The organism is Mesorhizobium sp. B3-1-9 (genome assembly GCF_006439595.1).
GTDB lineage: Bacteria > Pseudomonadota > Alphaproteobacteria > Rhizobiales > Rhizobiaceae > Mesorhizobium.
The window spans coordinates 43028-64180 of record NZ_VFTJ01000003.1 but is presented as its reverse complement, the minus strand read 5'-3'; the positions used below and the strand labels follow the sequence as shown (position 1 = coordinate 64180).

The following is a 21153-nucleotide window of genomic DNA, read 5'->3' as shown; positions in this document are numbered from 1 at the left end:
ACGGGCGCAGCTTTCCTTGGTCCAGCTTCCAGCGAGCCCCGGCAGATTGCCGGGGCTCGCTGCTGCTTGTTGGACCCACGTTCTATCGAATGGCGACCGCCCTTGCCCACGACACCCAAACGATCACGCCGAGTCGCAGGACCGATAAAGCCGTTGCGGGTAACAGAATTGGCGCGCCGGTTCTTGTAGCGACCCGGGAAGCTCTTGACGCTCAAAATCCTCAAACCCATATCGCCGCTGGGCTTGGCCGCTGTCGGTCCCAAGCCTTCGCCTAAACTCAATTGTTCGTTCGATTGGAGGACGTTATGAACGATCGGATATTCGACAGCCCTGTTTTCGTGAAGACCGAAAACAGCCTCATCCAGGAAATCGCGTGCCTGGAAGATGCCCTGGAATTTCTCTACGCGTGGCCCAGAAACAGGCGCGGAACCATATTTGAAACGGCCCTTCGTGCCTGCCAGCGGGCATTCGACAGCGGCTATCCGCTGACTGCCGCCAGAGATGCCTTTCGCGGTTTCGCAAAGTCGGTCAAAATTCTTGAGGACGTGAGCGTCCCCTTGCCATGGATGACCGGCAAAGGCGGCTGCGGCGGCGGACTGACTGCTTGAAAGCATCGCGGTTATATGGGAGTTCGCGATGCTTTCCAAACCTTTCGAGAAACCCCTTCGCGTTTGGGTCGGACTGGGCTTTCCCCGGCAACTGAACACCATCGTCGATGCCTATCAGTTCGCGATCGACTGGTGCGGCAATAGCCCGGAGCAGAAAGCGGCGATCCGCGCCTGTAAGGCGGCCTTGGTTGGCGACGTCGACGCGGAAACCGCGCGAGGCGTTTTCGCCGCGTTCGCGCGCAGGAAGGATATCCTGGTCGAGGACGGAGCAATCCCCCCCGCCATCGGAAAAGCCCAGCCGTCACATCACCAATGATGATCGGAGCGCCCACGACCATTGTCGGGGCGCCTCGCACCAAACCTGGATAAATGATGAGGAACCTTCAATGGCAGAACTCGCCATTAGAAAACCCGTTCATGAGGTAAACGCCGCCCGATACGACAGCGATTGCCAGGAAGCGTTGGCTGGCTCTCTCGATGGCCTGCTAGCACAGGCGGAAGCTGCGGGCTGGGACAGGAACCGTGCCGCGTCGGCAGTCTTGCGGCAAAGCGCCTCAATGCACGTGCCGAAAGCTAGTAGGACCGCGAGCAGCGAATATCGCGTATGCCAAACTAAAGCCACCTGATATGCGGTGCAGCATGTCATCCGGTCTCGTCCCTTGAACTGGATGACCTGTCTTCGAGCGGACGCCCACCAATCGCGAATGGTGGGCGTTCAAACAGCTGACGATGAAGAGACTCAAATCTTCGTCAAATCGTCCCACAAGAATCCGCCTCGTCGGCGTGAGGTTGCAGGGCTCGCCCGGCCGGCTACCCGGCACGTCGGTTGTTGCCGGCCCAGCTTTCGAGTTCCGCCGATAGATGGCCAGGGTCAATGACGCCCCGCCTGAGCTACGAGCAAATTCGGTTGGGCTGAGGGGCGAGTCCGGAGTCCCAGCCCGCCGCCCTGTCGAGAACCAGCGGCAGGCCAACAAGCGTTTACACCCGACCGCCCTTAGATGCCTCCTAAAGCAGCAGCTGTCGTGGTGGAACATCGGGTAAATGGAACCTCGATCAGGGTTGTCAGTTCCATTGCAAGGCGGGCCAGCATGACCAGATCGTCGCTTCATCTGCTCAAGGGTACAGGGTATTTGATTTCCACGCTGAGCGTGACGCTGCTGGCGATCGTCAGCTGGGACAGCGCATCGAAAAGTCCGTTGCTGATCGCTTGCCTGCTCGGCGGAGCCGCTACCTCGGTTATCGGCATGTTCTGCCGCTGGCTATCCTACGAAATCGAGAAACGTCAGGAAGAACGGCGGTAAGCGTCCGAGGTTGGTATCAGCCTTCGCGGCGCAGGACCCGTGTGACAAGCAGAGTGATCAAGCTGCTGAGGACAATCCATGCGACGATCTCGCCGCCGAATGCCGGTGACCGAGGGGCCTCCCTGCTGACTGTGCCAGCGCTGGCCGGCATCGCCGCCTCGGGTTTGGCTACTTGTTCGGCATGGCGCTGCGCAGCCCGGTCGTTTGCGTCCGCCATGACCGGCGCGAGGTCGCGCCGGCTGCCGCGGCGCACCGAATAGGCGCGCGTGATCTCGGCACCGAAGAGAAAAATCTGCGCCGAGTAATAGACCCATACCAAAACGACCATCAGCGCGCCGGCGGCACCGTAGGAGGTGGCGATGGCGCTGGTGCCGATATACCAGCCGATCAGCGACTTGCCGATGGTGAAGAGAAGCGCGGTGACCAGCGCGCCGATGCCGACATCGCGCCATTTGAGCGTGCGGTCCGGCAGGACCTTGTAGATCGCGGCGAAAAGCAGCGCGATCAGGACAAAAGAGACGATCGTATTGACGCCGCTGACGATCAGGCCACCGAACGGCAGGCGCCGGTTGATCAATTCGCTCAGCGCCGAGATCGCCGTGCTTGCCGCCAGCGACACCAGCAGCAGGAAGCCGAGCGCCGCGACGAGACCGAGGCTCGCCGCCCTCGCCCGCACAAGGCGCGACAGCGACACGCCATTGGGCTTCACCTTCCAGATTTCGTTGAGCGACTGCTGCATCTCGCCGAAGACGCCCGACGCGGTGACGAAAAGCGTCACCAGTCCGATGAGCGTGGCAAGCGTGCTCGACCAGCGCTGCGCGGCGCTCTCGACAGTGGCCTTCAGAAGGTCGGCGCTTTGCGGCCCCATCACGCCCGAAATCTCGGCCGACAGCGCGATCTGGGCCGCATCATTGCTGATGACGACACCGGCGATCGCCACGACGATCAAAAGGATCGGCGCCAGCGAAGTGGTGGCGTAGAAAGCGATCGCCGCGCCGTGGCTCAGCGCATTGTCATCGATATAGCCGGTGACGCTTTCCTTCAGCAGTATCCAGCCTTCGTCGAGCCAGCGCGGCATCTTCCCTCACTTCTGACGCGGATCCTCGAACCGGGCGCCGATGGTGGGAAAGTCGCCTGCCCGACGCTTCCCGACTGCTTCGGCCAGAGCCAAAGCGGCGTTGATCACTTCGGCCTGGATGTCTTTGTCGGCGTCGAGTTCGTCGTGGCTGTTCGCATAGGGCTTCCAGTAGCCGATATAGCGGTCGAGCTCCGCCACCTCACCGATCGCGTCGAGCTTCATCGAACGCAGCCAGTCGGCGAGTGCGTGCCGTACATTGGCGGCGCCTTCGGTGTCGCCATGGACCACGACCGAAAACAGCCGGCCGGCGAGATGGCGCGGATAGCCCCAGCCGGCCAGCTCAACCTTTTTGGCAAGCTCCGCACCCTTGCCCTGCGTCAGCGTCGGGTCAGGATTGCCCCCATCGGCGCAGACCAGCCGGTCCATCATCAACTTCAGCGGCGATGACGTCTGGTACCAGTTGACGGGCGTGACAATCATCACGCCATGCGCTTCGACCCACAGCGGATAGATGTCGTTCATCCAGTCCTGCACCTGGCCGAGAGAGTGGTTCGGATAGCATGAGCACGGCCAGTGGCAGAGAGCCGCCGCTGTCGAGAAGCATGCCTTGCAGGGGTAGATCTTGCGGCCGTATTCCGAAGCGAGCCGCGACAAATCGAGCACCTCGACCGAAAAGCCCTGCCTGTCGGCAATGGCGCGTCGCGCCAGCTCGACCAGGCGAAAGCTCTTCGACATCTCGCCCGGACAGGTATGCTCGCTGCGCGAGGAGCCGTTGATGATCAGGATGCGCGAGGGCGCGGCCTTATTCTCGTGCCGGCGCTGCGCGGCCTCGACCGCATCATGCGCGGCGATCCATTCGACCGAAAGGTCGTAGCCGGGGTCGTGGAAGCCCTGCCCCGCCTTCCGGGTCACCGGGCTCTTGCGTTCGTCGCTATAGGCCCGCCAGGCGATCTGGGCCAGCCGGCCGATGGCGTCAGCTTTCACCTCGAAGGCCGGGTCGTAGAATAATTTCCTGTAGCGCTGTTTGAATTCCGCCTCGCCGAGGCGCGGGCTTGGCATGCCCTTGCGCGGTTCTATGGCGGCTTTGTCGGATTGTGTCTGTTCTGCCATTTGCTGCCCAAACCAATACGGAGCGGGCCGGGTGGGATAAGAGCTCGACTGCCTTTTCGTTGGCCAGGGCGTGAAGCCGGAGAAACCAAGCCGTATTCTCTTTGCCACCGGGTCCGGCTGACGCGGCCCGCTGAACACAACCCGGTGCCGGCGCGATGGTTCCGGCCACCTATCGATGAGTGGCCGCGTACGACCAATGGTCAAGCCTAGGCAAAGCAATGGCGTTCAACTAGCCTCAGGCCGGGATCAGAGGCGCGGGGGGCCATGCGATGAAGGTCAATGTCATCTACGCGCATCCGGCGCAGGACAGCTACCTGGCGTCGCTGCACCGGCGCGTCGTGGAGATCCTGAAGGCCAGGGGCGACGAGGTCGTCGACTTCGATCTCTATGCCATGAAATTCGACCCCGTCATGCGGGTCGATGAGTTGAAGGGGCACGCCGGTCCGTCGCCCGCGCCGGCGGATCTGCAGGTCTACATCGACGCACTGCAATGGGCGGAAGCGTGCGTGTTCTGCTTCCCGACCTGGTGGTCGGGCATGCCCGCTGTTCTCAAGGGATATTTCGACCGCGTGTGGCGGCCGGGCGTTGCCTTCGAACTATCGACGGATGGCGGCACGATCAAACCGGCGCTTCTGAACATCCGCCGGATGGGCGTGGTCACCACCTTCGGCTCGCCATGGTGGTACACCAGGCTCTATATGCAGGACCCGGGCAGAAAGGTGCTTTTGCGCGGCTTGAAATCCATGTGCGGACGCACGGAGAAACACCTCTATCTGGCTAAATATTCGGTGGAGAACATTACTCGCGAGGAGCGGGCAAAATTCGCCCGCAATGTGGAGCGGCGGTTCGAACGATTTTGAGCGGGTCCGTCTCCGGAATTTGCAATGAGGGACAATGGATATATATTTAGCTGACTAAGTGATTCATGGCGCGGTGAGCCGATGGCCAAGAAGAAAGACAGGCAAGCTCCTTCCGAGATTGCGGCGGCCTCCCCGGCCGAGATCAGTGAAGCGGCTTATTTTGCCCGCAAATGCGGCCTCACCCGCGACGAGGCATTGCAGATAATGCGCGAAGCCCAAGGCTCGCCGGCCGTCAAGCCGGCGGCGGACGAGAAGCGCAAGCACTGACCTTGGATGCGGGTTTCATTGACCCGTCTGCGGCGGAACTTCGCCCGGCTTGATCACCGGCATGTCGCTGCCTGTCGGCGGGGGCGGCGTCGCGTTCTTGTCGCCGGTCGGGGGCGGCTTCAGCACGCCGCCGCAATTGCCGAGCTGTTCCGACAGTTCATCCGTATCGGCCTGCTGCTTCTGTTTTTGCTGCTGGTCGTTGGCATCGGGCTTGGCCTGGCAGTTCTGCGCCTGCTGGTCCTTCGGTTGCGCGGCAGTCTGGGCCGCCGCCGGCAGGGCCGGGATCAGGGTCAGAGCCGCAATGAGAAGCGCTTTTTTCATGAGATCCTCCTCATGGGTCAGTAACCCCCGATGATCGGCAGGATTTCGCCGGTGATGTAGCTCGAACATTGCGGCGAGGCCAGGAACACATACGCCGGCGCGATTTCCTCCGGCTGAGCGGGCCGCTTCATCGGCGTCTTGGCGCCGAATTGCGAAACGTCTTCCGGTTCCTTCTCGGACGGATTGAGCGGCGTCCAGACCGGACCCGGCGCCACCGCGTTGACGCGGATGCCTTTGCCGATAAGGTTGCCGGAAAGCGCGCGGGTGAAGGCGTGGATGCCGCCCTTGGTCATCGAATAGTCGACCAGTTCCTTCGACCCTTCGATGCCGGTGACCGACCCGGTGTTGACGATGGCCGAACCCGATTTCATGTGCGGCACGGCTTCCTGCGCCATGTGGAAATAGCCGTAGAGATTGGTCTTCAGCGTGGTGTCGAAATGCGCTTCGGTGAGATCGGCGAAATCGGCCGAGTGGACCTGGAAAGCCGCGTTGTTGACCAGCACGTCCAGCCTGCCGAAGACCTTGACCGTCTCATCCACCGCCTTGCGGCAGAAGGCACGTTTGGCGACGTCGCCGCGCAAAGTGATGCAACGCCTGCCCTCCGCCTCGACCGCTTGCTTCGTCGCCTTGGCGTCACGGTCCTCGCTGAGATAGACGATGGCGACATCGGCGCCCTCGCGTGCGAACAACACGGCCACGGCGCGGCCGATGCCGGAATCGCCGCCGGTAACCAGCGCGACCTTGTCCTTGAGCTTGCCCGACCCTTGCCAGAACGGCGCGTCATAGAGCGGCGCCGGTTCGATCGCCCATTCCTCGCCGGGCTTGGGGTGATGCTGCCTTGGGAAAGGCGGCGTAGGGTATCTCCGGGCGCCGGCCTGCATGGCGCCCGGGGCTTTGGGCTTCGGCTTGCTGCGGTCCGTGGCATCGACCTTGCGCTGGACGCCGCGCTGCCTGCGCGCGGTCTTGGCCGTATCTGTCTTCTTGCCGGCGGATGACTTTTTGGCCGTGTCGGTTTTCGTTCGGCTGGTGGTCGGCATGGTGGTCTCCTTTTCAGAGGACAACGCATGCCAACGGAAAAGGTTGGCCCTCGGCTCGTCGCACCTCGCCGAGACGCCTGGGCATACATCAAAGTTAAATGCGGCCGCCCGGCCGTGGTGCTAACGCTTGGTCATTGGGGGGACTCTTCAGGAGGAGTCCCATGGACGTTCGAACTCTCATCGGCAGCCTCTCGGCCGCAATGCTGCGCCGGCGTGCCGCAGCGCCGCCAATCCCGGTCAGGGTGATCCGCGCCTCGCTGGCGGATGTGCCGCTCAGGCCGCGCCCGCGTCCGCCGCACCGGCCGGCGCCGCCGGCCCGGCCCGCGAGCAATATGTAGGCTCAGATTTGTAGCCTCGAACTGGCCGGCCGGATGCAACCGACTGGCGGAGTCATCGTTTATCGCCATCCGAAATTTTTACGGTGAAACATGAAATTCTTGTCTATGAACAGCCCGCTTTTTATTCTCGCCGCCGTCATGATCACGGCCGCTCCCTTCGCCGGCCTTGCCTGGCGGACGCGCGAATGGCTCGGGTGGTGAACGACCGATGAGCCGTTTCCTGCCCCTCACCATACGCTTCGTCAATGGCGGCACGATGGTGGTCACCACCGTCGCGGAGGCCAAGAAGGCGCTCGGAGGCACATGGAAGAACAAGGAGGCGCCAGCCTATCTCGAAGCGGCCCGGCTGGTGGACGACGCGATCGCAGGCACCTGCCGTCCGGCCATCGCCTTTGCCGCCTTCAAGAAGGTCGCCGCGCAGCAAGGCCTCCTGAGGCCCGCCCAGCCGAGTGCCGCGCTCACCATGCTGGACCAGTTGTGGTCGCGCTCCAAGACCCCGCCCAGCTAGATGCCTATCTCGGCTCGCGTGTCATGCTGAGATAGGTTGGATCGAATTCGGCGATCGTAACCAGCCGCTCCCAGTCGAGGATCGTGACCATATGGCTTGTCCAGTTGATCACGTTCATGCGGCGCAGGGTGCCGATGACCCGGTTCATATGGACGACGGAGAGGCCGAGCACGTCGGCGAGTTCGGCCTGTGAGAGCGGCAGATGGAAGCTCATCTCGCGGGTCTTTTTCACCACCTGCAGCCTGACGAAGAGCTCGCATATCAGATGCGCGAGATGGGAGGTCTTGGAGCGCCGGCCCATGGCCACGATCCACTCGCGGTGAATGGCGCCATCGACCAGCGTGTCGAGCCACAACAGCCGGGTGAGGTGCGGCGCCTGCTCGGTGATCGTCTTCAGCTTGCCATGCTCGGCGGCAAGCACATGGCACGGCGAAAGCGCCATGATGCCGTGATCCATCGTCTTCAGCAGGAAAGCGTGCAGGTCGACGAAATCGCCCGCGACCTGCAGTGAGGTAAACTGCCGACCGCCATCCTCCAGCACCTTGTAACGGGCGGCGAGCCCGTCGATGATCAGCGTGCTGTAGGTCGGCCGCGTGCCTTCGGTGGCGATATCCTCGCCAGCGGCGACATATCGTTCGAGCGACATCGCGCCGACGAGCAGCGCCTTCTCTTCTTCCGACAGGGCGTCATGCTGGCCGAGGTTGAGGTAGAGCGATTCCAGCATTCGGAGTTCTCCATTCGCAACAGCTAACGCCGCAGGGCTGGGCCGGTTGCGGGCGGCCGCGCAGCAAGGGCGGGCGCGCTGCGGATTTCCCCTCAGGATCAACCGCTTGGAACCATGATCGCGGCCAGGGATTGAACTTGCGAACCGCCTGGAGTGCTTCATCGATGGAACGCTATTATTTTGACCTCTATAACGCCGAGCATGGCCAGGTTGACGACCAGGGGCAGCTTTTTGCCAACCGCGAGCGCGCGCGCCTTGAGGCGTTGCGCATCCTGCAGGACATCGCCCGCGATGAGGCGCCCGGGACCGAACAGTTGAAGATCACCGTGAAGCTGCGCACCGAGAAGGCGCAGATCTTCGAGGCGTCGCTGACGCTGGACTCGACCTGGACCTGAGGCGTTCGGCCCTCAGCGCCGCATCCCGCAGGAGGCAAGCATGTTCGCCGATTTTGAGGCATTGGAAATCGACACCGGCGAGGCGCGTATCTTCGCCCGCCAAGCAGGCAGTGGGGCCGGCCTGCTTCTGCTGCACGGCTTTCCCGAGACGCATGTGATGTGGCGCGACGTGGCGCCCAGCCTGGCACGGGATTTCACCGTCGTCTGTGCCGATCTGCGCGGCTATGGGCAGAGCTCCTGCCCGCCATCGGCCGCCGACCACGCGCCCTACGGCAAGCGCGCCATGGCCGCCGACATGGTCGTGCTTATGGAAGAACTCGGCTTCAAACGCTTCCTGGTCGCCGGCCATGATCGCGGCGGACGCGTCGCCTACCGGCTGACGCTCGATCATCCGGACCGCGTCGAGAAGCTCGCCGTGCTCGACATCATCCCTACCGCGGAGGCCTGGGACCGGGCGGATGCGGGACTCGCGCTAAGCTTTTGGCCGTGGTCGCTGCTGGCGCAGCCCGAGCCGCTGCCGGAGACGATACTGGCGGCGGCGGGCGAAGCAATCGTCGACAATGCGCTTTCCGGCTGGGGATCCGCAGCCGACGCGTTCCCGCCCGGCGTGCGGCGGGCTTATGTCGATGCCCTGCGCGATCCGGCGCATATCCACGCCATCTGCGAAGAGTATCGCGCCGCGGCTTCGCTCGACCGTGTGCACGACCATGCGGACCGGGAGGCCGGCCGGCGTATATCCTGCCCCGTGCTGGCGCTGTGGAGCGAGCATGGGGCGCTGGCCGAATGGTATCGGGACGAAGACGGACCGCTGGGCATATGGCGGAACTGGGCCGACGATGCCAGCGGCGGAGCGATGCCCGGCGGCCACTTCTTTCCGGAGGAGTCGCCGATCGAAACGGCGGCCACGCTCGACGCCTTCTTCTCTGGAAGATGACGCCTTCTTCTCCGGAAGATGAGAGGCTCTTTCCCGGAGATGGCGCCGGCCGGCCAAGCGGCCGGCCGGCCTGGCTCACATCAGCATCAGGTAGAGCAACGGCAGGGCCGCCAGGCCGATTGCCATTGCAATGAGCGCGGCATGGCCGAGGCGCTCCGCGCGCCTGGCAATGTCGGCGACCTCGTTCTCGTCGTTGATGACATCGAGGAACGAAAGATCGGCACGGGTGGTACGCTGGTTGTCGTTGGCAGGCAGGCTTTCGGCATCCTGCCGAGCGGGCTTTGCAGAGATATAGGTCAAAACGTCGTCTCGCTCCGAAGCCGACTGCGCGGCTTTCTTGTTTATGGATATTGGTGTCCGCCGGAATTGCGCGGGGGGCGACCGGCGGACACCATGATGGCCGGCGATGGAGGGGGCTTTTTCGTCGGCCGCTCACCAATTCGCAAAAAGAGATTTGGTTGCACAGGCCGGCCCAATGCGCGGGCCGGATCGGACTTCAGTCTGACCGAGTCACGAAATGTTTCGGCCGGAACATCGGTTGCCGGCGCCTGTTCTCCTTACTCAGGGATGTTGGACGCGTCCTTGAATTCACCCTCAAGAAAAATCCGAAACAACGGAGAATTCGATATGCCCAATCAAGGCGGAACCCACGAACAGCACGTCAAGGCCGGCCAGCAGAGCCACAAGAACCGCGAAGACCAGCATCGCGGCAGCGGGCAGCAGCAGGCCGAGGACCGCAACATGGGTCAGCGCAGCGCCGGCCAGCATCGAGGTGGCAGCGGCAACTTCGCCGAAGACCGCCAGCGCGCCTCCGAGGCCGGCCGCAAGGGCGGTCAGCGCTGAGTTTCAAAATGGCGTCCGCGAAACGCGGACGCCATTTTCGTGTCCCGCGACTTCCAGCTGTTCCGCGACTTCCAGCCCGGGATGGAACCTCTTCCCCTTCCTCCAGTTCCCTTAAGGGCCGGCCGCCTCAAGCGAAGCCGTCGCCGCAGGGCGTTACATGGAGGCACCAATGTCCTTGCATACACTTCACCCCGAACGCGTCGACGAGACCCGCATGCAGGCCTATTCGATCTTCGGTCCTTTGCTGATTCATTCGCTGGCGCAGAAACTGGCGCTCTGCCAGGGGATACGCGAACTGGACAAGCTCGAACAATCGCTGGTGCGGCTGATCGAGGAGACCGACGTCGCCGCGCCGCAGGGCGAGGAGATGAAGGAATTCGCTGTCGAGCTCATCGTGTCGACGCTGCGCAATGTGCGCGGGCATCCCGACGCCAAGCAAGATCTGGAAGAGATCGACGGACGCCGCGCCGAAGGCCGTTCGGAAGATCCGGACACGCTGGAAGAGCAGTTGCAGTCCGGCCTTGAGGACTCCTTTCCGGCAAGCGATCCGCCGGCCGTGGTCTCGACCGCGATCACCGGCGGCTCGAAGGACATCGTCGGCACCGACGAGGTGCTGCGCCGCAAGAAGCAAGCACGCCGCAGGCAGTCCCAGACGGCGACCTGATAAGGCGGAAATCGAAGGAGGCCTGAGATGACCCAGGCGAACGACAATATACCGAACCGACCGGGCGCCGCCGATGCGCCCGCGACCGGCAATTTGCCGACCAAGGGCGGCGACGATCCCGATGTGCGCTTCCTGGCGGAGCACACCGATCTTTCGCCGAAGCAGGCTCGGGAGTTGATCCGCGAGCACGGGCACGACCGCGACAAGCTGCTCGAGATCGCACGGACCATGAAGGCGGAGGGCTGACCCTCCTACGAAAGCGAGGCAGACCATGAGCAACGAACCACATCCGGGACGGCCCGGAACGACCGAGCAATGGCCGCGCTGGGAGGGCCCCAAGGGCAACCGCCCACCGGGCTATCTGAGGCCGAAGGACGATCCCGACAAGAACCGCGACGCGGCTGGCGAGAACAACAAGGATCCAGAACGGTCCGACCTCGGCGACGTCGCTAAGAAGAAAGGTTCCTGAGGCCGATTTCACTCAGCGCAACAAGGAGCAAGCAAATGCCACGTGGCGACAAATCGAAATACTCCGACAAGCAGGAACGCAAGGCCGACCATATCGCCGAAGGCTATGAGAAGCGCGGCGTGTCCGAAAAGGAAGCCGAGCGGCGCGCCTGGGCGACCGTCAACAAGGACGACGCCGGCGGCAAGAAGGAAGGGGGCTCCGGCCGCGGCAAGCACACCGGCAATCCGGCCGCGCACAAGGGCGGCAGGACGGGCGGCAAGGCCTCCGGCGAGCGCTCCGCGGCGGACAGATCGGCTTCGGCGAAAAAGGCGGCGGCGACGCGCAAACGGAATGAGAGCCACGCGCATCATTGAGGACTTCCCCTTCGCTCCTTGTGGGTCCCACAAGGGGCGAAGGAGAATGCCCTACAGTGGCATCTCCGAGGTCTGCTTGATCGTCTGGCTGGGCACATCCGTCTTGACGTTCTGCACGCCCTTGATGCGGCTCAGATGCTCCGACTGGAAGCGGCGGTAGTCGTCGATGCCGGCGGCTACGATCCGCACCATGGCGTCGCAGTCGCCCAGCATCAGATAGCACTCCATCACTTCCGGGAACTTCGCCACCTCGGCGGCGAAATGCTCGATCGTGTCCTCGTCCTGCTGCTTCAGCCAGATGCGGGTGAAGAAGGTCTGGCCGCGGCCGATCTTGGCCGGGTTGAGCACCGCGACATAGCGGTCGATGACGCCCGTCTCCTCCAAAAGCTTGACGCGCCGCAGGCAAGGCGACGGCGAGAGGCCGACTTCCCTGGCGAGATCGTTGTTGGCCATGCGCCCGTCGCGCTGCAAGGCGCGAAGGATGCGCCTGTCGATCTCATCCAGCTTCATGGTGTCAGATTCCAACCTTCGGCCAAAATACGCCATCTGCTGCCAAATATTTGCAGAAGCGGCGTATCTTCGCAACCCGATTGCCGGGCGTTTCGGCTATGGTCCGGCAACCGATAACCGACAACCGAGCGGGAGAACGGCGGCCGCAAGGCCGGCCGCAGGCAAAGCCATGAGCATTTCCGAGATCGCCCTCGCCGAGGGCCAAAGCACCGATGGACGCGGTGCCGAGTTCCGGCGCGGGCTCGCCGCCTCGACGCCGGTGCTGCTCGGCATCATCCCCTACGCGCTGGTGCTTGGCGCGCAGGCCTCGCAGAAAAGCCTCGGCGTCGTCGAGGTGCCGCTGATGACCGGGCTCAACTTCGCCGGCGGCTCGGAATTCGCGGCCATCCAGCTCTGGACCTCGCCGCCGCATATCCTGCTGATCGCCGCCATCACCTTCTTGGTCAACAGCCGGCATTTCCTGATGGGCGCCGCACTTGCGCCGTTCATCAAGCATTTGCCGAAGCGACAGGTTCTTCCGGCGCTGTTCCTGATGTGCGACGAGAGCTGGGCCGTGGGCCTGGCCGATGCACAGCGCCGCGCCGCCGCCGGCCTGCGGCCGGCCTTCAGCCTGCCTTTCTATCTGGGCGCCGGCCTGCCCTTCTACCTCGCCTGGGTGGCGTTCACGACTTGCGGCGCGGCACTCGGGCCGGTGCTTGGCGACGTCGAAACATACGGCTTTGCAATGGCCTTCCCGGCCGTCTTCCTGGTGCTGCTTCGCGGCATGTGGAAGGGCGTTGCCGCGGCGCGGCCCTGGCTGGTCAGCCTGGTGGTGGCGGCGCTCGTCTATCTTGTCGTCCCCGGCGCCTGGTATGTGGCGGCCGGCGCGCTGTCCGGCCTGGTGGCCGCGTGGTTCCTGGCAGGTGAGAGATGATCGATCCGATGACCGTGCTCGCCATCCTGGCGATGGCCGGCGTGACGTACCTCACCCGCATCGGCGGCTATGTGGTGCTGAGGAACCGCACGCTCAGCCCGCGCGCCACGGCGGTGATGGAGGCCGCGCCCGGCTGCGTGCTGATCTCGGTGATCGCGCCGGACTTCGTCTCGAGGAACCCGGCCGACCTCGCCGCGCTGGCCATAACCGTGCTTGCCGCGACGAGGCTGTCGATGCTGCCGACCGTGGTGGTCGGGGTGGCTTCGGCGGGCGTGCTGAGGTGGCTGATGGGTGGCTGATCTCTCCCCCGACGGAGGAGACGTTTAACCAGCCCGCATCCCCCGCGCGCCGCCCGTCGCCCTTGCCACGATCGCTTCCAGCGGCTCGGGGCGGTGCAGGAAATAGCCCTGGCCATAGGCGACGCCCATGCCCATGAGAATCTCCAGCGCGTTCTTCTCCTCGATCTTTTCCGCCACCACCGCGGCGCCCATCGAGCGGGCGATGCCGGTGATCGCCGAAACGATCTCACGGTCGAAGCGGCTTTCGGCGATATGCTCGACGAAGGAACCATCGATCTTGATGGCGTCGATGGGAAAGCGCCTGAGATATTCGAACGAGCTCATGCCGGCGCCGAAATCATCGAGGCTGACGCGGCAGTGGCGGAGCCTCGCCTTGCGCACGAACTCCGCCGCGGCATCGAAATTGGTGACGGCGGCGGTCTCGGTGATCTCGAAGCCGATGGCCGACGCCGGCGCGCCACTGTCGGCGATGGCCTCGTCGACGAAATCCCAGAGCTGCGGATCGGAAAGCGTCTGCGCCGACAGGTTGAAGTCGAGCGAGATGGCGCCCGCGCGCATCGCCTCGCCGTGGCGCGTCAGCGCGGCGCGGATGATCCAGCGGTCGAGCCGGGCGGCAAGGCCGAAGCGTTCGGCGACCGGCATGAAATCGCCGGGCGGGATCATCTTGCCGTTGCGGGCCTCGAGCCTGGCCAGCACCTCGACGTGGCGGCTGTCTTCCCATGGCTGGCCGAGCCGGTGGATCTCCTGGCCGAACAGCTTCAGCCGGCCGTCCTCCATCGCATCGACCAGGTCGGCGGCCAGCCGCGCGGCGTTGAGGCCGCCAGCGCCCGACGTCGTTTCAGGCGAAAACACCGCGAAGCGGTCCCGACCGCCGGCCTTGGCGGCGTAGCAGGCATCGTCGGCGCAGGCGAGCGCGTCGGCCACCGTCATGTTGCGGTCGCGCACGAAGGCGATGCCGATGCTGGCGGCAAGCCTGCGCGAGGTGATGGCAGAGCCGAGATCGGCGTTGCGCACCGCGGCGAGCACCGCACGGGCAAGGTGCTCGGCACAGGCGTCATTGCAGTTCGGCACCAGCAACGCGAATTCGTCGCCGCCGAGGCGGGCCGCCTGCGCCGACGCGGGCAGGCTGGCGAGGATGCCAGCCGCGACGCTCTTCAGCGCCAGGTCTCCGGCGGCATGGCCGGCATAGTCGTTGAGCGCCTTGAAGTAGTCGAGGTCGACATAGAACACGGCAAGCGGCAGCCGCCCGGCCATGGCGATGTTCTCGGCAAGCAGCCGGTCGAAGGCCGAACGGTTGAGCAGCCCGGTCAGGGCGTCGTGACGCGCGGCGAAGGCAAGCTCCTCGGCGCGCCTCTTCTCCTCGGTGATGTCGCGCACCGTACCCAAAATCTGGCCGGCCGAGCCGACGCCGGCAATGAAACGCACCAGCGACTCGATATGGCGGACTTCGCCGTCACGAAGGACGATCCGGTATTGCGAGGCGACGACGCTGCTAGAGCCGGGCTCGATCTGGTGGGCCCGTTCGGTGGCGTCCTTGTCGTCGGGATGAAGATAGGTGTGCCACAGGTCGGCCGTCACCTCATCGGTATCGGCAACGAGGCCGAATATCTCGCGCGTGCGCGCGTCCCAATAGCTTTTCCTGGTGCCGATATCGTGGTGCCAGATGCCGGTGCCGCTGGCGGCAAGCGCGAGACGGAAGCGAACATTGACCTGCTCGAGCGCCGCCTCGGCCTCTTTCTGCCGGGTGATGTCGGTCTGCACGCCCATCAGCCTGAGCGGCTTGCCGTCGGCGTCGCGCTCGACAATGCCGCCGCGGTCGAGCACCCAGACCCAATGGCCATCCTTATGGCGCAGGCGCAGCTCGGTTTCGATGGAATCGACGATGCCCGCAATGTGCCGGTCGCCGCTCTCCTGCGCGCGCTGGCGGTCGTCGGGATGGGTGAGCTTCAGCCAGAGATCGGGCGTGTTGGCGAGTTCGTTCGCCTCGTAGCCCAGCATCTTCGACCAGGTCGGCGAATAATAGCAATCGCCGGTCGACAGATTCCAGTCCCACAAGCCGAGATGAGCCCGGTCGAGCGCCTGCGCCCAGAACTTGCCGTTGCGTTTGTCGTCGTCCGCCATTCTTTGTTCTTGCCGTCCCGTCGCAGCAATACTGCATGAAAGCAGAGAAGAAAGAGTTACCGGGGGCGGTTCAGCCAATCTCCCCCCTTGTGGGGGAGATGGCCGGCAGGCCAGAGGGGGGCGTGAAGGATCGCGGCGTTGCAGGAATTTCGATCAAGGCTGCTGGCAAAGCTGTTCGCCTGCGACAGCCTGAAACGCTGGCGGGACAGCGCCCCCCTCTGCCCTGCCGGGCATCTCCCCCACAAGGGGGGAGATTGCTAACCGCCCAGCCGTCTCCTCACCACCGCCGCATGGAAACGCGCGCCGTGCAGCAGGCCCTCGTCGTTGAAATCATAGGCGGGGTTGTGCAGCGGCGCGGTGCCGCCATTGCCCACGAAGACGAAGCAACCAGGGACATGGTCGAGGAAGCGGGCGAAATCCTCCGAGGCGGTCATCGGCTCAGCCGCGACGCGGACAGCGTCGTCGGCCAGAACCGTACGGGCCGCCGCAAGTGCCTCGTCCACCAGCGCCGCGTCGTTGAGCAAAGGCACGAACTCGCGGGTGTAAGCGACTTCAGCCGCGACGTTATAGGCCTGGGCCGTGCCCTCGGCGATGCGGCGCATCTCCTTTTCGATCGCGGCGCTCACCTCTGGCCGGAAGCTGCGGCAATCGCCCAGGATGCGCGCCAGTCCTGGCAGCGCGTTGCGGGTCCCGTCGGTGATGAGCTCGGTCACCGAGACGACGCCGATATCGGCCGGGCTCAGGCGGCGCGAGACGATGGTCTGCAGGTTGACGACCAGCGCGCAGGCGGCGACCAGCGCCTCCTGACCGGCATGCGGCCGCGCCGCGTGACCGCCGAGGCCTTTGAGCACGATCTCGAAATTGTCCTCGGCCGACATGACCGGGCCGCTGCGGGTTTCGAAATGGCCGATGGGCAGGCCAGGCATGTTGTGCAGCCCGAATATCTCCTCGAAAGGGAAGCGCTCGAGCAGGCCGTCGTCCAGCATGGCCAGCGCGCCCCTGCCCCATTCCTCGGCCGGCTGGAAGATGAAGCGCACCGTGCCGTCGAAGCCGCCTTCACCGGCAAGCAGCTTTGCCGCGCCGAGCAGCATCGAGGTGTGGCCGTCATGGCCGCAGGCATGCATGGTGCCGGATGTTTGCGAGCGCCAGGCTTGCGTGCCCTGTTCGGCAATGCGCAGCGCATCCATGTCGGCGCGCAGCGCGATGGCGCGATTGCCACTGCCGCGGGTCAACGTGCCGACGACGCCGGTGCCGCCGACGCCTTCGGCCACCTCAAGTCCGAAGTCGCGCAGCTTTTGCGCGACGAACGCCGCTGTGCGTTTTTCCTCGAAGCCGAACTCGGGATGGGCGTGCAGATCGCGCCGCCACGCCGTCATCTCGCTGTGCAAAGCCTGTTGGTCGAGTTCAGCCATCGTCGCCCCTCAAGCCCCTTTTCTCGACGCAATTCCGGAAGGTTACAGCGAAGTCGCCGAGCCCAACCGCTCGGCACTTTTCCTAGAATTGCTCTTTTCTTGACGCAATTCCTGACGGAAGGCTACGGCGAAGTCGCCGAGCCCAACCGCTCGGCACTTTTCCTGGAATTGCTTTCACGCAGTCTGCAGGAACACCTCTTCCGGCGCCATCCCGACCAGCTCGGCAAAGCGGCCGTGGTCGGTCGCGCCCTCCGAATTGATGACGAGCACGCGCGAATGCCTATCGAGGCCGAGCGCCGTGCGCTTATGCCTGTCGCCCGCGGCGCGGACCAGCCCGGCGAGTCCTGCCCCGCCGCTCTCGCCGGAGACGATGGCCGGATCGCTGCCCAGCGGTCGCGCCAGCCGCTTCATCACCGCGACCGCGTCCTCCTCTTCCACCGTCATGAAGGCATCGCCGACGCGCGCCAGCACGCGCCAGGCGACCAAGGACGGCTCGGCGCATTCGAGCATCGTCATCACGGTCGGCTCCTGATTTGCGATCGTTGCCGGACGTCCGGCCTCAACCGAAGCGTAGACGCAGGCCGAGCGCCGCGGCTCGACCACCACGGCCTTCGGCCGCCTGGAGCCAAGCATGACAGCCATATGGCCGGCGACCGCCGCGGCGAAGCCGCCGACGCCGGCCTGCAGGAAGACATGCGTGGGCGGCTCTGCCATGCGCCGCAACGTCTCGCGCACGATCACCGTGTAGCCCTGCATGACCAGTCCGGGGACGCGCTCATAGCCCAGCCAGGACGTGTTGGAGACGATCTTCCAGCCGCGCTCGGCGCCGACGCGGGCGACTTCGCGCACCGCATGGTCATAGCCGCCTTCGACCTCGACGATCTCGGCGCCGAAGCGGGCGATGGCCGCGACACGCTCACGGCTTACGCCGGCATGGACGAAGATCACCGAGCGCGCGCCGACGAGGCTGGCGCCCTGCGCCACGGAGCGGCCATGGTTGCCGTCGGTGGCGCAGACGAAGATCATGCTCGACGCGATCTCGCGCACCCTGGCGTCGTTTATCTCGCTGATATCGACATCGCGCCCGAGCCACTTGCCGGCCTCCTCCAGCACCAGCCGCATAACCGCATAGGCGCCGCCCAGCGCCTTGAAGGAGCCCAGGCCAAGACGCTGGCCCTCATCCTTGACATGAAGCGCCGCGATGCCGAGCTTCTGGGCCAGCGCCGGCAAGGCATGCAGCGGCGTTTCCGCATCGTTGTCGCGCGCCTTGAGGTAATGCTCTGCCCGCGCGGCGCCGGCCATGCCGAGGGACTCGGCATCAGCGGCAACCAACGGCTGGTTGTATTCTGGACGTTGGTTGAGAAGCAGCATGCTAGTCTTCCTGCTAGGCACTGAATTCTGTTGGCGGGTGCGATTCCGGCGCGATTCCGGCGCCTTAATTGGCTAAGTGATTGATTTCTGTTTCGACCAGATGTCGCCGAATGTTCGCTTCGGAAGGATTCGATACAGCCAACTTGACTATTTTTGGTGGTATTTGGCCTGACGCGTGCCGTCGAAACGCCGTAGACGCCAGCCCCCTGTCAGTCGGCCGCCAGCCGGGCGGCGACGCCGAGCAGGATGTCGGCGCCGGCAACAAGCTCGCTGGCGGCGGTGAACTCGGCCGGGTTGTGGCTGATGCCGCCCCGGCTCGGCACGAAGATCATCGCCGACGGCGCGATGCGCGCGATCATCTGCGCGTCGTGTCCGGCGCCCGAGGTCATGCGCCGGCATGAAAGGCCGGCGGCTTTGGCGCCATCCTCGATCAGCGAAACGATGCGGGCATCGAAGGTCACCGGCTCGAACCGCGCCAGGCTTTCGGCATGGATGATGACACCGGTGCTTGCGGCAAGCTGGTCGAGGAAAGCGGCGAGCGCGGTTTCCTCCTCGCAAAGGTGCGTTTCAACCGGGTCGCGCAGGTCGATGGTGAAGGTCGCCCGCGACGGGATGACGTTGATGGCGTTGGGCTCGAAAGCGATGGTGCCGATGGTCGCGACCGTGCGCGTCGACGACGCACTGGCCCGGTCCGCGAGAAAGCCGATCACCCGCGCGGCGGCGACGCCGGCATCGCGGCGCATCGACATGGGCGTGGTGCCGGCATGGTTGGCCTCGCCGTCGATGGTGATGCGCTGCCACGAAATGCCCTGCAGGTTTTCGACGGCGCCGATGGCGATGCCTTCGCGCTCCAGCACCGGCCCCTGCTCGACATGCAATTCGACATAGGCATGCGGCATGAGGAAGCCGGGCTCGTGGTTGCCGGCATAGCCGATACGCTCGAGCTCCTTGCCCAGCACCGTGCCGTCGGTGCCGACCGAGGCCAGCGCTTCCCCGAGGTCGCGACCGCCGGCAAAGACCAGCGAACCCATCATGTCGGGCGAAAAGCGCACGCCCTCCTCATTGGTGAAGGCGGCAACGACGAGCGGGCGCGCCGGCGCGAAGCCGGCCTCCTTCAGGCTCTCGATCGCTTCGAGGCCGGCAAGCACGCCATAGCAGCCGTCATAGATGCCGGCGTCGATCACCGTGTCGATGTGCGAGCCGAGCATGAGCGGCGCCTGGCTTTCGTTGGCGCCATCCTTCCAGATTCCGAAAATGTTGCCGATGCGGTCGACGGCGACCTCAAGCCCTGCCTCTTCCAGCCAGCCGACAAGGCGGTCGCGGCCGAGCCTGTCCATGTCGGAAGCGGCGACGCGGACCAGCCTCCCCTGCGGATCGCGGCCTATACCGCCGAGCTCATGGATGCGGCCCAGGAGCCGGTCGGCGTTGATCGTCAGATTGCTCATGCCAGCAGCCTTGCGTCTGCGACCTCGTCCGGCGCCATGCCGACCAGCTCGGCATAGCGGCCAGGATCCGTCGCGCCTTCGGAGTTGATGATCAGCACGCGGGAGCTGGAGTCGAGGCCGAGCGCCGCCCGTATCTTCCTGTCGCCGGCAGCGCGGATCAGCCCGGCGAGGCCTGCCCCGCCGCTCTCGCCGGAGACGATCGCCGGATCGTTCGCCTCGGGTCGCGCCAGGCGGTTCATCACCGAGATCGCATCCTCTTCCTCGACCGTCATGAAAGCATCGCCGATCCGCGACAGCACGCGCCAGGCGACCAAAGACGGCTCATAGCATTCGAGCATCGCCATCACCGTGGGCTTGCTGTGCGCGATGGCGACAGGACGCCCGGCCTTCGCGGTGGCGTAGACGCACGCCGCCCGCGCGGGTTCGACCACGATTGTCTTCGGCCGATCCTCGCCAAGCCTGATGGCGAGATGGCCGGCCACCGCCGCGGCGAAGCCGCCGACGCCAGCCTGCAGGAAGACGTGGGTCGGCGGCTCAGGCAAACGCTTCAGCGCTTCGTGCACGATCACGGTGTAGCCCTGCATCACCAGTCCTGGAATGCGCTCATAGCCCGGCCAGGACGTGTCGGAGACGACGGTCCAGCCGCGCTCGGCGGCGACGCGGGCGGCTTCCCTGACCGACTGGTCGTAGTCGCCAGCTACGCGCACCATCTGAGCGCCGAAGCGGGCGATGGCCGCCACGCGTTCGTTGCTGACGCCCGAATGGACGAAGATGACGGAGCGCGCGCCGACAAGGCCGGCGCCCTGCGCCACCGAGCGTCCATGATTGCCGTCGGTGGCGCAGGCGAAGGTCATTTGCGCGGCGATCGCCCTCACCTCCGGCTTGTGCAGTTGCTCGACATCGACGGCGCGGCCGAGCTGCCTGCCGGCCTCCTCCAGCACCAGATGCATGACGGCATAGGCGCCGCCGAGCGCCTTGAAGCTGCCGAGGCCGAGGCGCTTGCCCTCGTCCTTGAGGTAAAGGGCGCCGATGCCGAGTTCGCCCGCCAGCGCCGGCAAGGCGTGCAGCGGCGTCTCGGCATGGTTGTCGCGCGCGGCAAGAAAGCGCTCGGCCTCTCCGGCGCCGGCGAGCCCAAGCGTCGTGGCGTCTTCCTCCGTCAGCGGCTGGCGATGATCCGGGTGGCGGTTGAGCAGGAACATGGGTCGGCCTTTCTGCGCCTTTGATGTGCTGAAATTTATTGCAAGCGAAGCGAGAAAGGCGCTCTGTTTTGGT

28 protein-coding genes are annotated in these 21153 nt (G+C 64.9%); 16 read left to right on the top strand and 12 right to left on the bottom strand.

Translation table 11 applies throughout. The annotated features are described in order from the left end of the window. Positions 1-305: 305 nt before the first annotated feature. The 3 genes from FJW07_RS06460 to FJW07_RS06450 all read left to right on the top strand — a co-directional run bounded on the left by FJW07_RS06460 (position 306) and on the right by FJW07_RS06450 (position 1909). Positions 306-608, top strand: coding sequence for a DUF982 domain-containing protein (locus tag FJW07_RS06460; protein WP_140855273.1), 303 nt, complete (start codon positions 306-308; stop codon positions 606-608). A gap of 28 nt (positions 609-636) precedes the next feature. Further along, positions 637-924 carry a DUF982 domain-containing protein gene (locus tag FJW07_RS06455; protein WP_140855271.1) on the top strand — a complete coding sequence of 96 codons (288 nt, stop codon included), beginning with the start codon at positions 637-639 and terminating at the stop codon, positions 922-924. 772 nt (positions 925-1696) lie between these two features. After that, positions 1697-1909, top strand: coding sequence for a hypothetical protein (locus FJW07_RS06450; RefSeq protein WP_140640911.1), 213 nt, complete (start codon positions 1697-1699; stop codon positions 1907-1909). A 16-nt stretch (positions 1910-1925) separates the two neighbouring features. On the opposite strand, the gene FJW07_RS06445 is transcribed toward FJW07_RS06450, so the two are convergent. Together FJW07_RS06445 and FJW07_RS06440 are read right to left on the bottom strand one after the other, a co-directional pair. Beyond that, positions 1926-2987 carry a YihY/virulence factor BrkB family protein gene (locus FJW07_RS06445; RefSeq protein WP_140855270.1) on the bottom strand — a complete coding sequence of 354 codons (1062 nt, stop codon included), beginning with the start codon at positions 2985-2987 and terminating at the stop codon, positions 1926-1928. A 6-nt stretch (positions 2988-2993) separates the two neighbouring features. Beyond that, on the bottom strand, positions 2994-4097 hold the full coding sequence (locus tag FJW07_RS06440) for a flavodoxin family protein (RefSeq protein WP_140855269.1): 1104 nt from the start codon (positions 4095-4097) through the stop codon (positions 2994-2996). A gap of 269 nt (positions 4098-4366) precedes the next feature. Between FJW07_RS06440 and FJW07_RS06435 the strand changes: the two genes are divergently transcribed. Then, positions 4367-4957 carry an NAD(P)H-dependent oxidoreductase gene (locus FJW07_RS06435; protein ID WP_140855268.1) on the top strand — a complete coding sequence of 197 codons (591 nt, stop codon included), beginning with the start codon at positions 4367-4369 and terminating at the stop codon, positions 4955-4957. 81 nt (positions 4958-5038) lie between these two features. Beyond that, positions 5039-5224: a hypothetical protein gene (locus FJW07_RS06430; RefSeq protein WP_140640903.1), complete on the top strand. Its 186-nt coding sequence runs from the start codon at positions 5039-5041 to the stop codon at positions 5222-5224. A gap of 15 nt (positions 5225-5239) precedes the next feature. On the opposite strand, the gene FJW07_RS06425 is transcribed toward FJW07_RS06430, so the two are convergent. Further along, positions 5240-5545: a hypothetical protein gene (locus tag FJW07_RS06425; protein WP_140652002.1), complete on the bottom strand. Its 306-nt coding sequence runs from the start codon at positions 5543-5545 to the stop codon at positions 5240-5242. 17 nt (positions 5546-5562) lie between these two features. Beyond that, positions 5563-6582 carry an SDR family oxidoreductase gene (locus FJW07_RS06420; RefSeq protein WP_140855267.1) on the bottom strand — a complete coding sequence of 340 codons (1020 nt, stop codon included), beginning with the start codon at positions 6580-6582 and terminating at the stop codon, positions 5563-5565. A 161-nt stretch (positions 6583-6743) separates the two neighbouring features. On the opposite strand from FJW07_RS06420, the gene FJW07_RS31635 reads away from it, so the two are divergent. Then, on the top strand, positions 6744-6920 hold the full coding sequence (locus FJW07_RS31635; protein WP_181167016.1) for a hypothetical protein: 177 nt from the start codon (positions 6744-6746) through the stop codon (positions 6918-6920). Positions 6921-7128: 208 nt separating this feature from the next. After that, on the top strand, positions 7129-7428 hold the full coding sequence (locus FJW07_RS06415; RefSeq protein WP_140640897.1) for a DUF982 domain-containing protein: 300 nt from the start codon (positions 7129-7131) through the stop codon (positions 7426-7428). Positions 7429-7432: 4 nt separating this feature from the next. On the opposite strand, the gene FJW07_RS06410 is transcribed toward FJW07_RS06415, so the two are convergent. Continuing rightward, positions 7433-8152 carry a Crp/Fnr family transcriptional regulator gene (locus FJW07_RS06410; RefSeq protein WP_140640895.1) on the bottom strand — a complete coding sequence of 240 codons (720 nt, stop codon included), beginning with the start codon at positions 8150-8152 and terminating at the stop codon, positions 7433-7435. Between the two features lie 164 nt (positions 8153-8316). On the opposite strand from FJW07_RS06410, the gene FJW07_RS06405 reads away from it, so the two are divergent. Both FJW07_RS06405 and FJW07_RS06400 read left to right on the top strand, forming a co-directional pair. Then, positions 8317-8547, top strand: a complete 231-nt coding sequence (locus FJW07_RS06405; RefSeq protein ID WP_140640894.1) for a hypothetical protein — start codon at positions 8317-8319, stop codon at positions 8545-8547. 40 nt (positions 8548-8587) lie between these two features. Further along, positions 8588-9481: an alpha/beta hydrolase gene (locus FJW07_RS06400; RefSeq protein ID WP_140855266.1), complete on the top strand. Its 894-nt coding sequence runs from the start codon at positions 8588-8590 to the stop codon at positions 9479-9481. 75 nt (positions 9482-9556) lie between these two features. On the opposite strand, the gene FJW07_RS06395 is transcribed toward FJW07_RS06400, so the two are convergent. Further along, entirely contained in the window at positions 9557-9781 is a 225-nt protein-coding gene (locus FJW07_RS06395; RefSeq protein WP_140640890.1) for a hypothetical protein, read from the bottom strand. Positions 9782-10222: 441 nt separating this feature from the next. On the opposite strand from FJW07_RS06395, the gene FJW07_RS31630 reads away from it, so the two are divergent. The 5 genes from FJW07_RS31630 (at position 10223) to FJW07_RS06370 (ending at position 11810) form a co-directional block, all read left to right on the top strand. Further along, entirely contained in the window at positions 10223-10324 is a 102-nt protein-coding gene (locus FJW07_RS31630; RefSeq protein ID WP_082056318.1) for a KGG domain-containing protein, read from the top strand. Between the two features lie 169 nt (positions 10325-10493). Further along, the gene (locus tag FJW07_RS06385) at positions 10494-10988 is read left to right on the top strand and encodes a hypothetical protein (RefSeq protein WP_140640888.1); all 495 of its coding nucleotides are present in this window, start codon (positions 10494-10496) and stop codon (positions 10986-10988) included. 27 nt (positions 10989-11015) lie between these two features. After that, a complete protein-coding gene (locus FJW07_RS06380; protein ID WP_140631380.1) occupies positions 11016-11234 on the top strand; it encodes a hypothetical protein in 219 nt (72 codons plus the stop codon). A 25-nt stretch (positions 11235-11259) separates the two neighbouring features. Then, positions 11260-11457 carry a hypothetical protein gene (locus FJW07_RS06375; RefSeq protein WP_140640884.1) on the top strand — a complete coding sequence of 66 codons (198 nt, stop codon included), beginning with the start codon at positions 11260-11262 and terminating at the stop codon, positions 11455-11457. A gap of 35 nt (positions 11458-11492) precedes the next feature. Next, entirely contained in the window at positions 11493-11810 is a 318-nt protein-coding gene (locus tag FJW07_RS06370; protein ID WP_140652014.1) for a plasmid stabilization protein, read from the top strand. A 51-nt stretch (positions 11811-11861) separates the two neighbouring features. Here FJW07_RS06370 and FJW07_RS06365 read toward each other — a convergent pair whose 3' ends face one another. Beyond that, positions 11862-12320, bottom strand: a complete 459-nt coding sequence (locus tag FJW07_RS06365) for an Lrp/AsnC family transcriptional regulator (RefSeq protein WP_140785396.1) — start codon at positions 12318-12320, stop codon at positions 11862-11864. A gap of 169 nt (positions 12321-12489) precedes the next feature. Between FJW07_RS06365 and FJW07_RS06360 the strand changes: the two genes are divergently transcribed. Together FJW07_RS06360 and FJW07_RS06355 are read left to right on the top strand one after the other, a co-directional pair. Next, a complete protein-coding gene (locus FJW07_RS06360; protein ID WP_140855265.1) occupies positions 12490-13233 on the top strand; it encodes an AzlC family ABC transporter permease in 744 nt (247 codons plus the stop codon). Then, entirely contained in the window at positions 13230-13532 is a 303-nt protein-coding gene (locus FJW07_RS06355; protein WP_140855264.1) for an AzlD family protein, read from the top strand. The genes FJW07_RS06360 and FJW07_RS06355 overlap by 4 nt, the downstream gene beginning before the upstream one ends. 24 nt (positions 13533-13556) lie before the next feature. Here the strand turns inward: FJW07_RS06355 and FJW07_RS06350 are convergent, their stop codons facing one another. From FJW07_RS06350 to FJW07_RS06330, 5 genes are all read right to left on the bottom strand, one after another. After that, positions 13557-15653: an EAL domain-containing protein gene (locus tag FJW07_RS06350; RefSeq protein ID WP_140640874.1), complete on the bottom strand. Its 2097-nt coding sequence runs from the start codon at positions 15651-15653 to the stop codon at positions 13557-13559. A gap of 257 nt (positions 15654-15910) precedes the next feature. Further along, positions 15911-17065: a M20 aminoacylase family protein gene (locus FJW07_RS06345; protein ID WP_140855263.1), complete on the bottom strand. Its 1155-nt coding sequence runs from the start codon at positions 17063-17065 to the stop codon at positions 15911-15913. A gap of 174 nt (positions 17066-17239) precedes the next feature. Further along, the gene (locus FJW07_RS06340; protein WP_140855262.1) at positions 17240-18436 is read right to left on the bottom strand and encodes a diaminopropionate ammonia-lyase; all 1197 of its coding nucleotides are present in this window, start codon (positions 18434-18436) and stop codon (positions 17240-17242) included. A 209-nt stretch (positions 18437-18645) separates the two neighbouring features. Beyond that, on the bottom strand, positions 18646-19881 hold the full coding sequence (locus FJW07_RS06335) for a Zn-dependent hydrolase (RefSeq protein WP_140855261.1): 1236 nt from the start codon (positions 19879-19881) through the stop codon (positions 18646-18648). Further along, the gene (locus FJW07_RS06330; RefSeq protein WP_140855260.1) at positions 19878-21080 is read right to left on the bottom strand and encodes a diaminopropionate ammonia-lyase; all 1203 of its coding nucleotides are present in this window, start codon (positions 21078-21080) and stop codon (positions 19878-19880) included. The genes FJW07_RS06335 and FJW07_RS06330 overlap by 4 nt, the downstream gene beginning before the upstream one ends. Between the last annotated feature and the right edge of the window lie 73 nt (positions 21081-21153).

Excerpts from the sequence above, each read along its gene's own strand:
- FJW07_RS06405 (WP_140640894.1), top strand. The coding sequence starts at position 8,317 with ATGGAACGCTATTATTTTGACCTCTATAACGCCGAGCATGGCCAGGTT.
- FJW07_RS06430 (WP_140640903.1), top strand. The coding sequence starts at position 5,039 with ATGGCCAAGAAGAAAGACAGGCAAGCTCCTTCCGAGATTGCGGCGGCC.
- FJW07_RS06425 (WP_140652002.1), bottom strand. The coding sequence starts at position 5,545 with ATGAAAAAAGCGCTTCTCATTGCGGCTCTGACCCTGATCCCGGCCCTG.
- FJW07_RS06335 (WP_140855261.1), bottom strand. The coding sequence starts at position 19,881 with ATGAGCAATCTGACGATCAACGCCGACCGGCTCCTGGGCCGCATCCAT.
- FJW07_RS06460 (WP_140855273.1), top strand. The coding sequence starts at position 306 with ATGAACGATCGGATATTCGACAGCCCTGTTTTCGTGAAGACCGAAAAC.
- FJW07_RS06410 (WP_140640895.1), bottom strand. The coding sequence starts at position 8,152 with ATGCTGGAATCGCTCTACCTCAACCTCGGCCAGCATGACGCCCTGTCG.
- FJW07_RS06340 (WP_140855262.1), bottom strand. The coding sequence starts at position 18,436 with ATGCTGCTTCTCAACCAACGTCCAGAATACAACCAGCCGTTGGTTGCC.
- FJW07_RS31630 (WP_082056318.1), top strand. The coding sequence starts at position 10,223 with ATGGGTCAGCGCAGCGCCGGCCAGCATCGAGGTGGCAGCGGCAACTTC.
- FJW07_RS06355 (WP_140855264.1), top strand. The coding sequence starts at position 13,230 with ATGATCGATCCGATGACCGTGCTCGCCATCCTGGCGATGGCCGGCGTG.
- FJW07_RS06415 (WP_140640897.1), top strand. The coding sequence starts at position 7,129 with ATGAGCCGTTTCCTGCCCCTCACCATACGCTTCGTCAATGGCGGCACG.
- FJW07_RS06400 (WP_140855266.1), top strand. The coding sequence starts at position 8,588 with ATGTTCGCCGATTTTGAGGCATTGGAAATCGACACCGGCGAGGCGCGT.
- FJW07_RS06445 (WP_140855270.1), bottom strand. The coding sequence starts at position 2,987 with ATGCCGCGCTGGCTCGACGAAGGCTGGATACTGCTGAAGGAAAGCGTC.
- FJW07_RS06435 (WP_140855268.1), top strand. The coding sequence starts at position 4,367 with ATGAAGGTCAATGTCATCTACGCGCATCCGGCGCAGGACAGCTACCTG.
- FJW07_RS06385 (WP_140640888.1), top strand. The coding sequence starts at position 10,494 with ATGTCCTTGCATACACTTCACCCCGAACGCGTCGACGAGACCCGCATG.
- FJW07_RS06375 (WP_140640884.1), top strand. The coding sequence starts at position 11,260 with ATGAGCAACGAACCACATCCGGGACGGCCCGGAACGACCGAGCAATGG.
- FJW07_RS06450 (WP_140640911.1), top strand. The coding sequence starts at position 1,697 with ATGACCAGATCGTCGCTTCATCTGCTCAAGGGTACAGGGTATTTGATT.
- FJW07_RS06365 (WP_140785396.1), bottom strand. The coding sequence starts at position 12,320 with ATGAAGCTGGATGAGATCGACAGGCGCATCCTTCGCGCCTTGCAGCGC.
- FJW07_RS06360 (WP_140855265.1), top strand. The coding sequence starts at position 12,490 with ATGAGCATTTCCGAGATCGCCCTCGCCGAGGGCCAAAGCACCGATGGA.
- FJW07_RS06380 (WP_140631380.1), top strand. The coding sequence starts at position 11,016 with ATGACCCAGGCGAACGACAATATACCGAACCGACCGGGCGCCGCCGAT.
- FJW07_RS06330 (WP_140855260.1), bottom strand. The coding sequence starts at position 21,080 with ATGTTCCTGCTCAACCGCCACCCGGATCATCGCCAGCCGCTGACGGAG.
- FJW07_RS06370 (WP_140652014.1), top strand. The coding sequence starts at position 11,493 with ATGCCACGTGGCGACAAATCGAAATACTCCGACAAGCAGGAACGCAAG.
- FJW07_RS06455 (WP_140855271.1), top strand. The coding sequence starts at position 637 with ATGCTTTCCAAACCTTTCGAGAAACCCCTTCGCGTTTGGGTCGGACTG.
- FJW07_RS06420 (WP_140855267.1), bottom strand. The coding sequence starts at position 6,582 with ATGCCGACCACCAGCCGAACGAAAACCGACACGGCCAAAAAGTCATCC.
- FJW07_RS06440 (WP_140855269.1), bottom strand. The coding sequence starts at position 4,097 with ATGGCAGAACAGACACAATCCGACAAAGCCGCCATAGAACCGCGCAAG.
- FJW07_RS06350 (WP_140640874.1), bottom strand. The coding sequence starts at position 15,653 with ATGGCGGACGACGACAAACGCAACGGCAAGTTCTGGGCGCAGGCGCTC.
- FJW07_RS31635 (WP_181167016.1), top strand. The coding sequence starts at position 6,744 with ATGGACGTTCGAACTCTCATCGGCAGCCTCTCGGCCGCAATGCTGCGC.
- FJW07_RS06345 (WP_140855263.1), bottom strand. The coding sequence starts at position 17,065 with ATGGCTGAACTCGACCAACAGGCTTTGCACAGCGAGATGACGGCGTGG.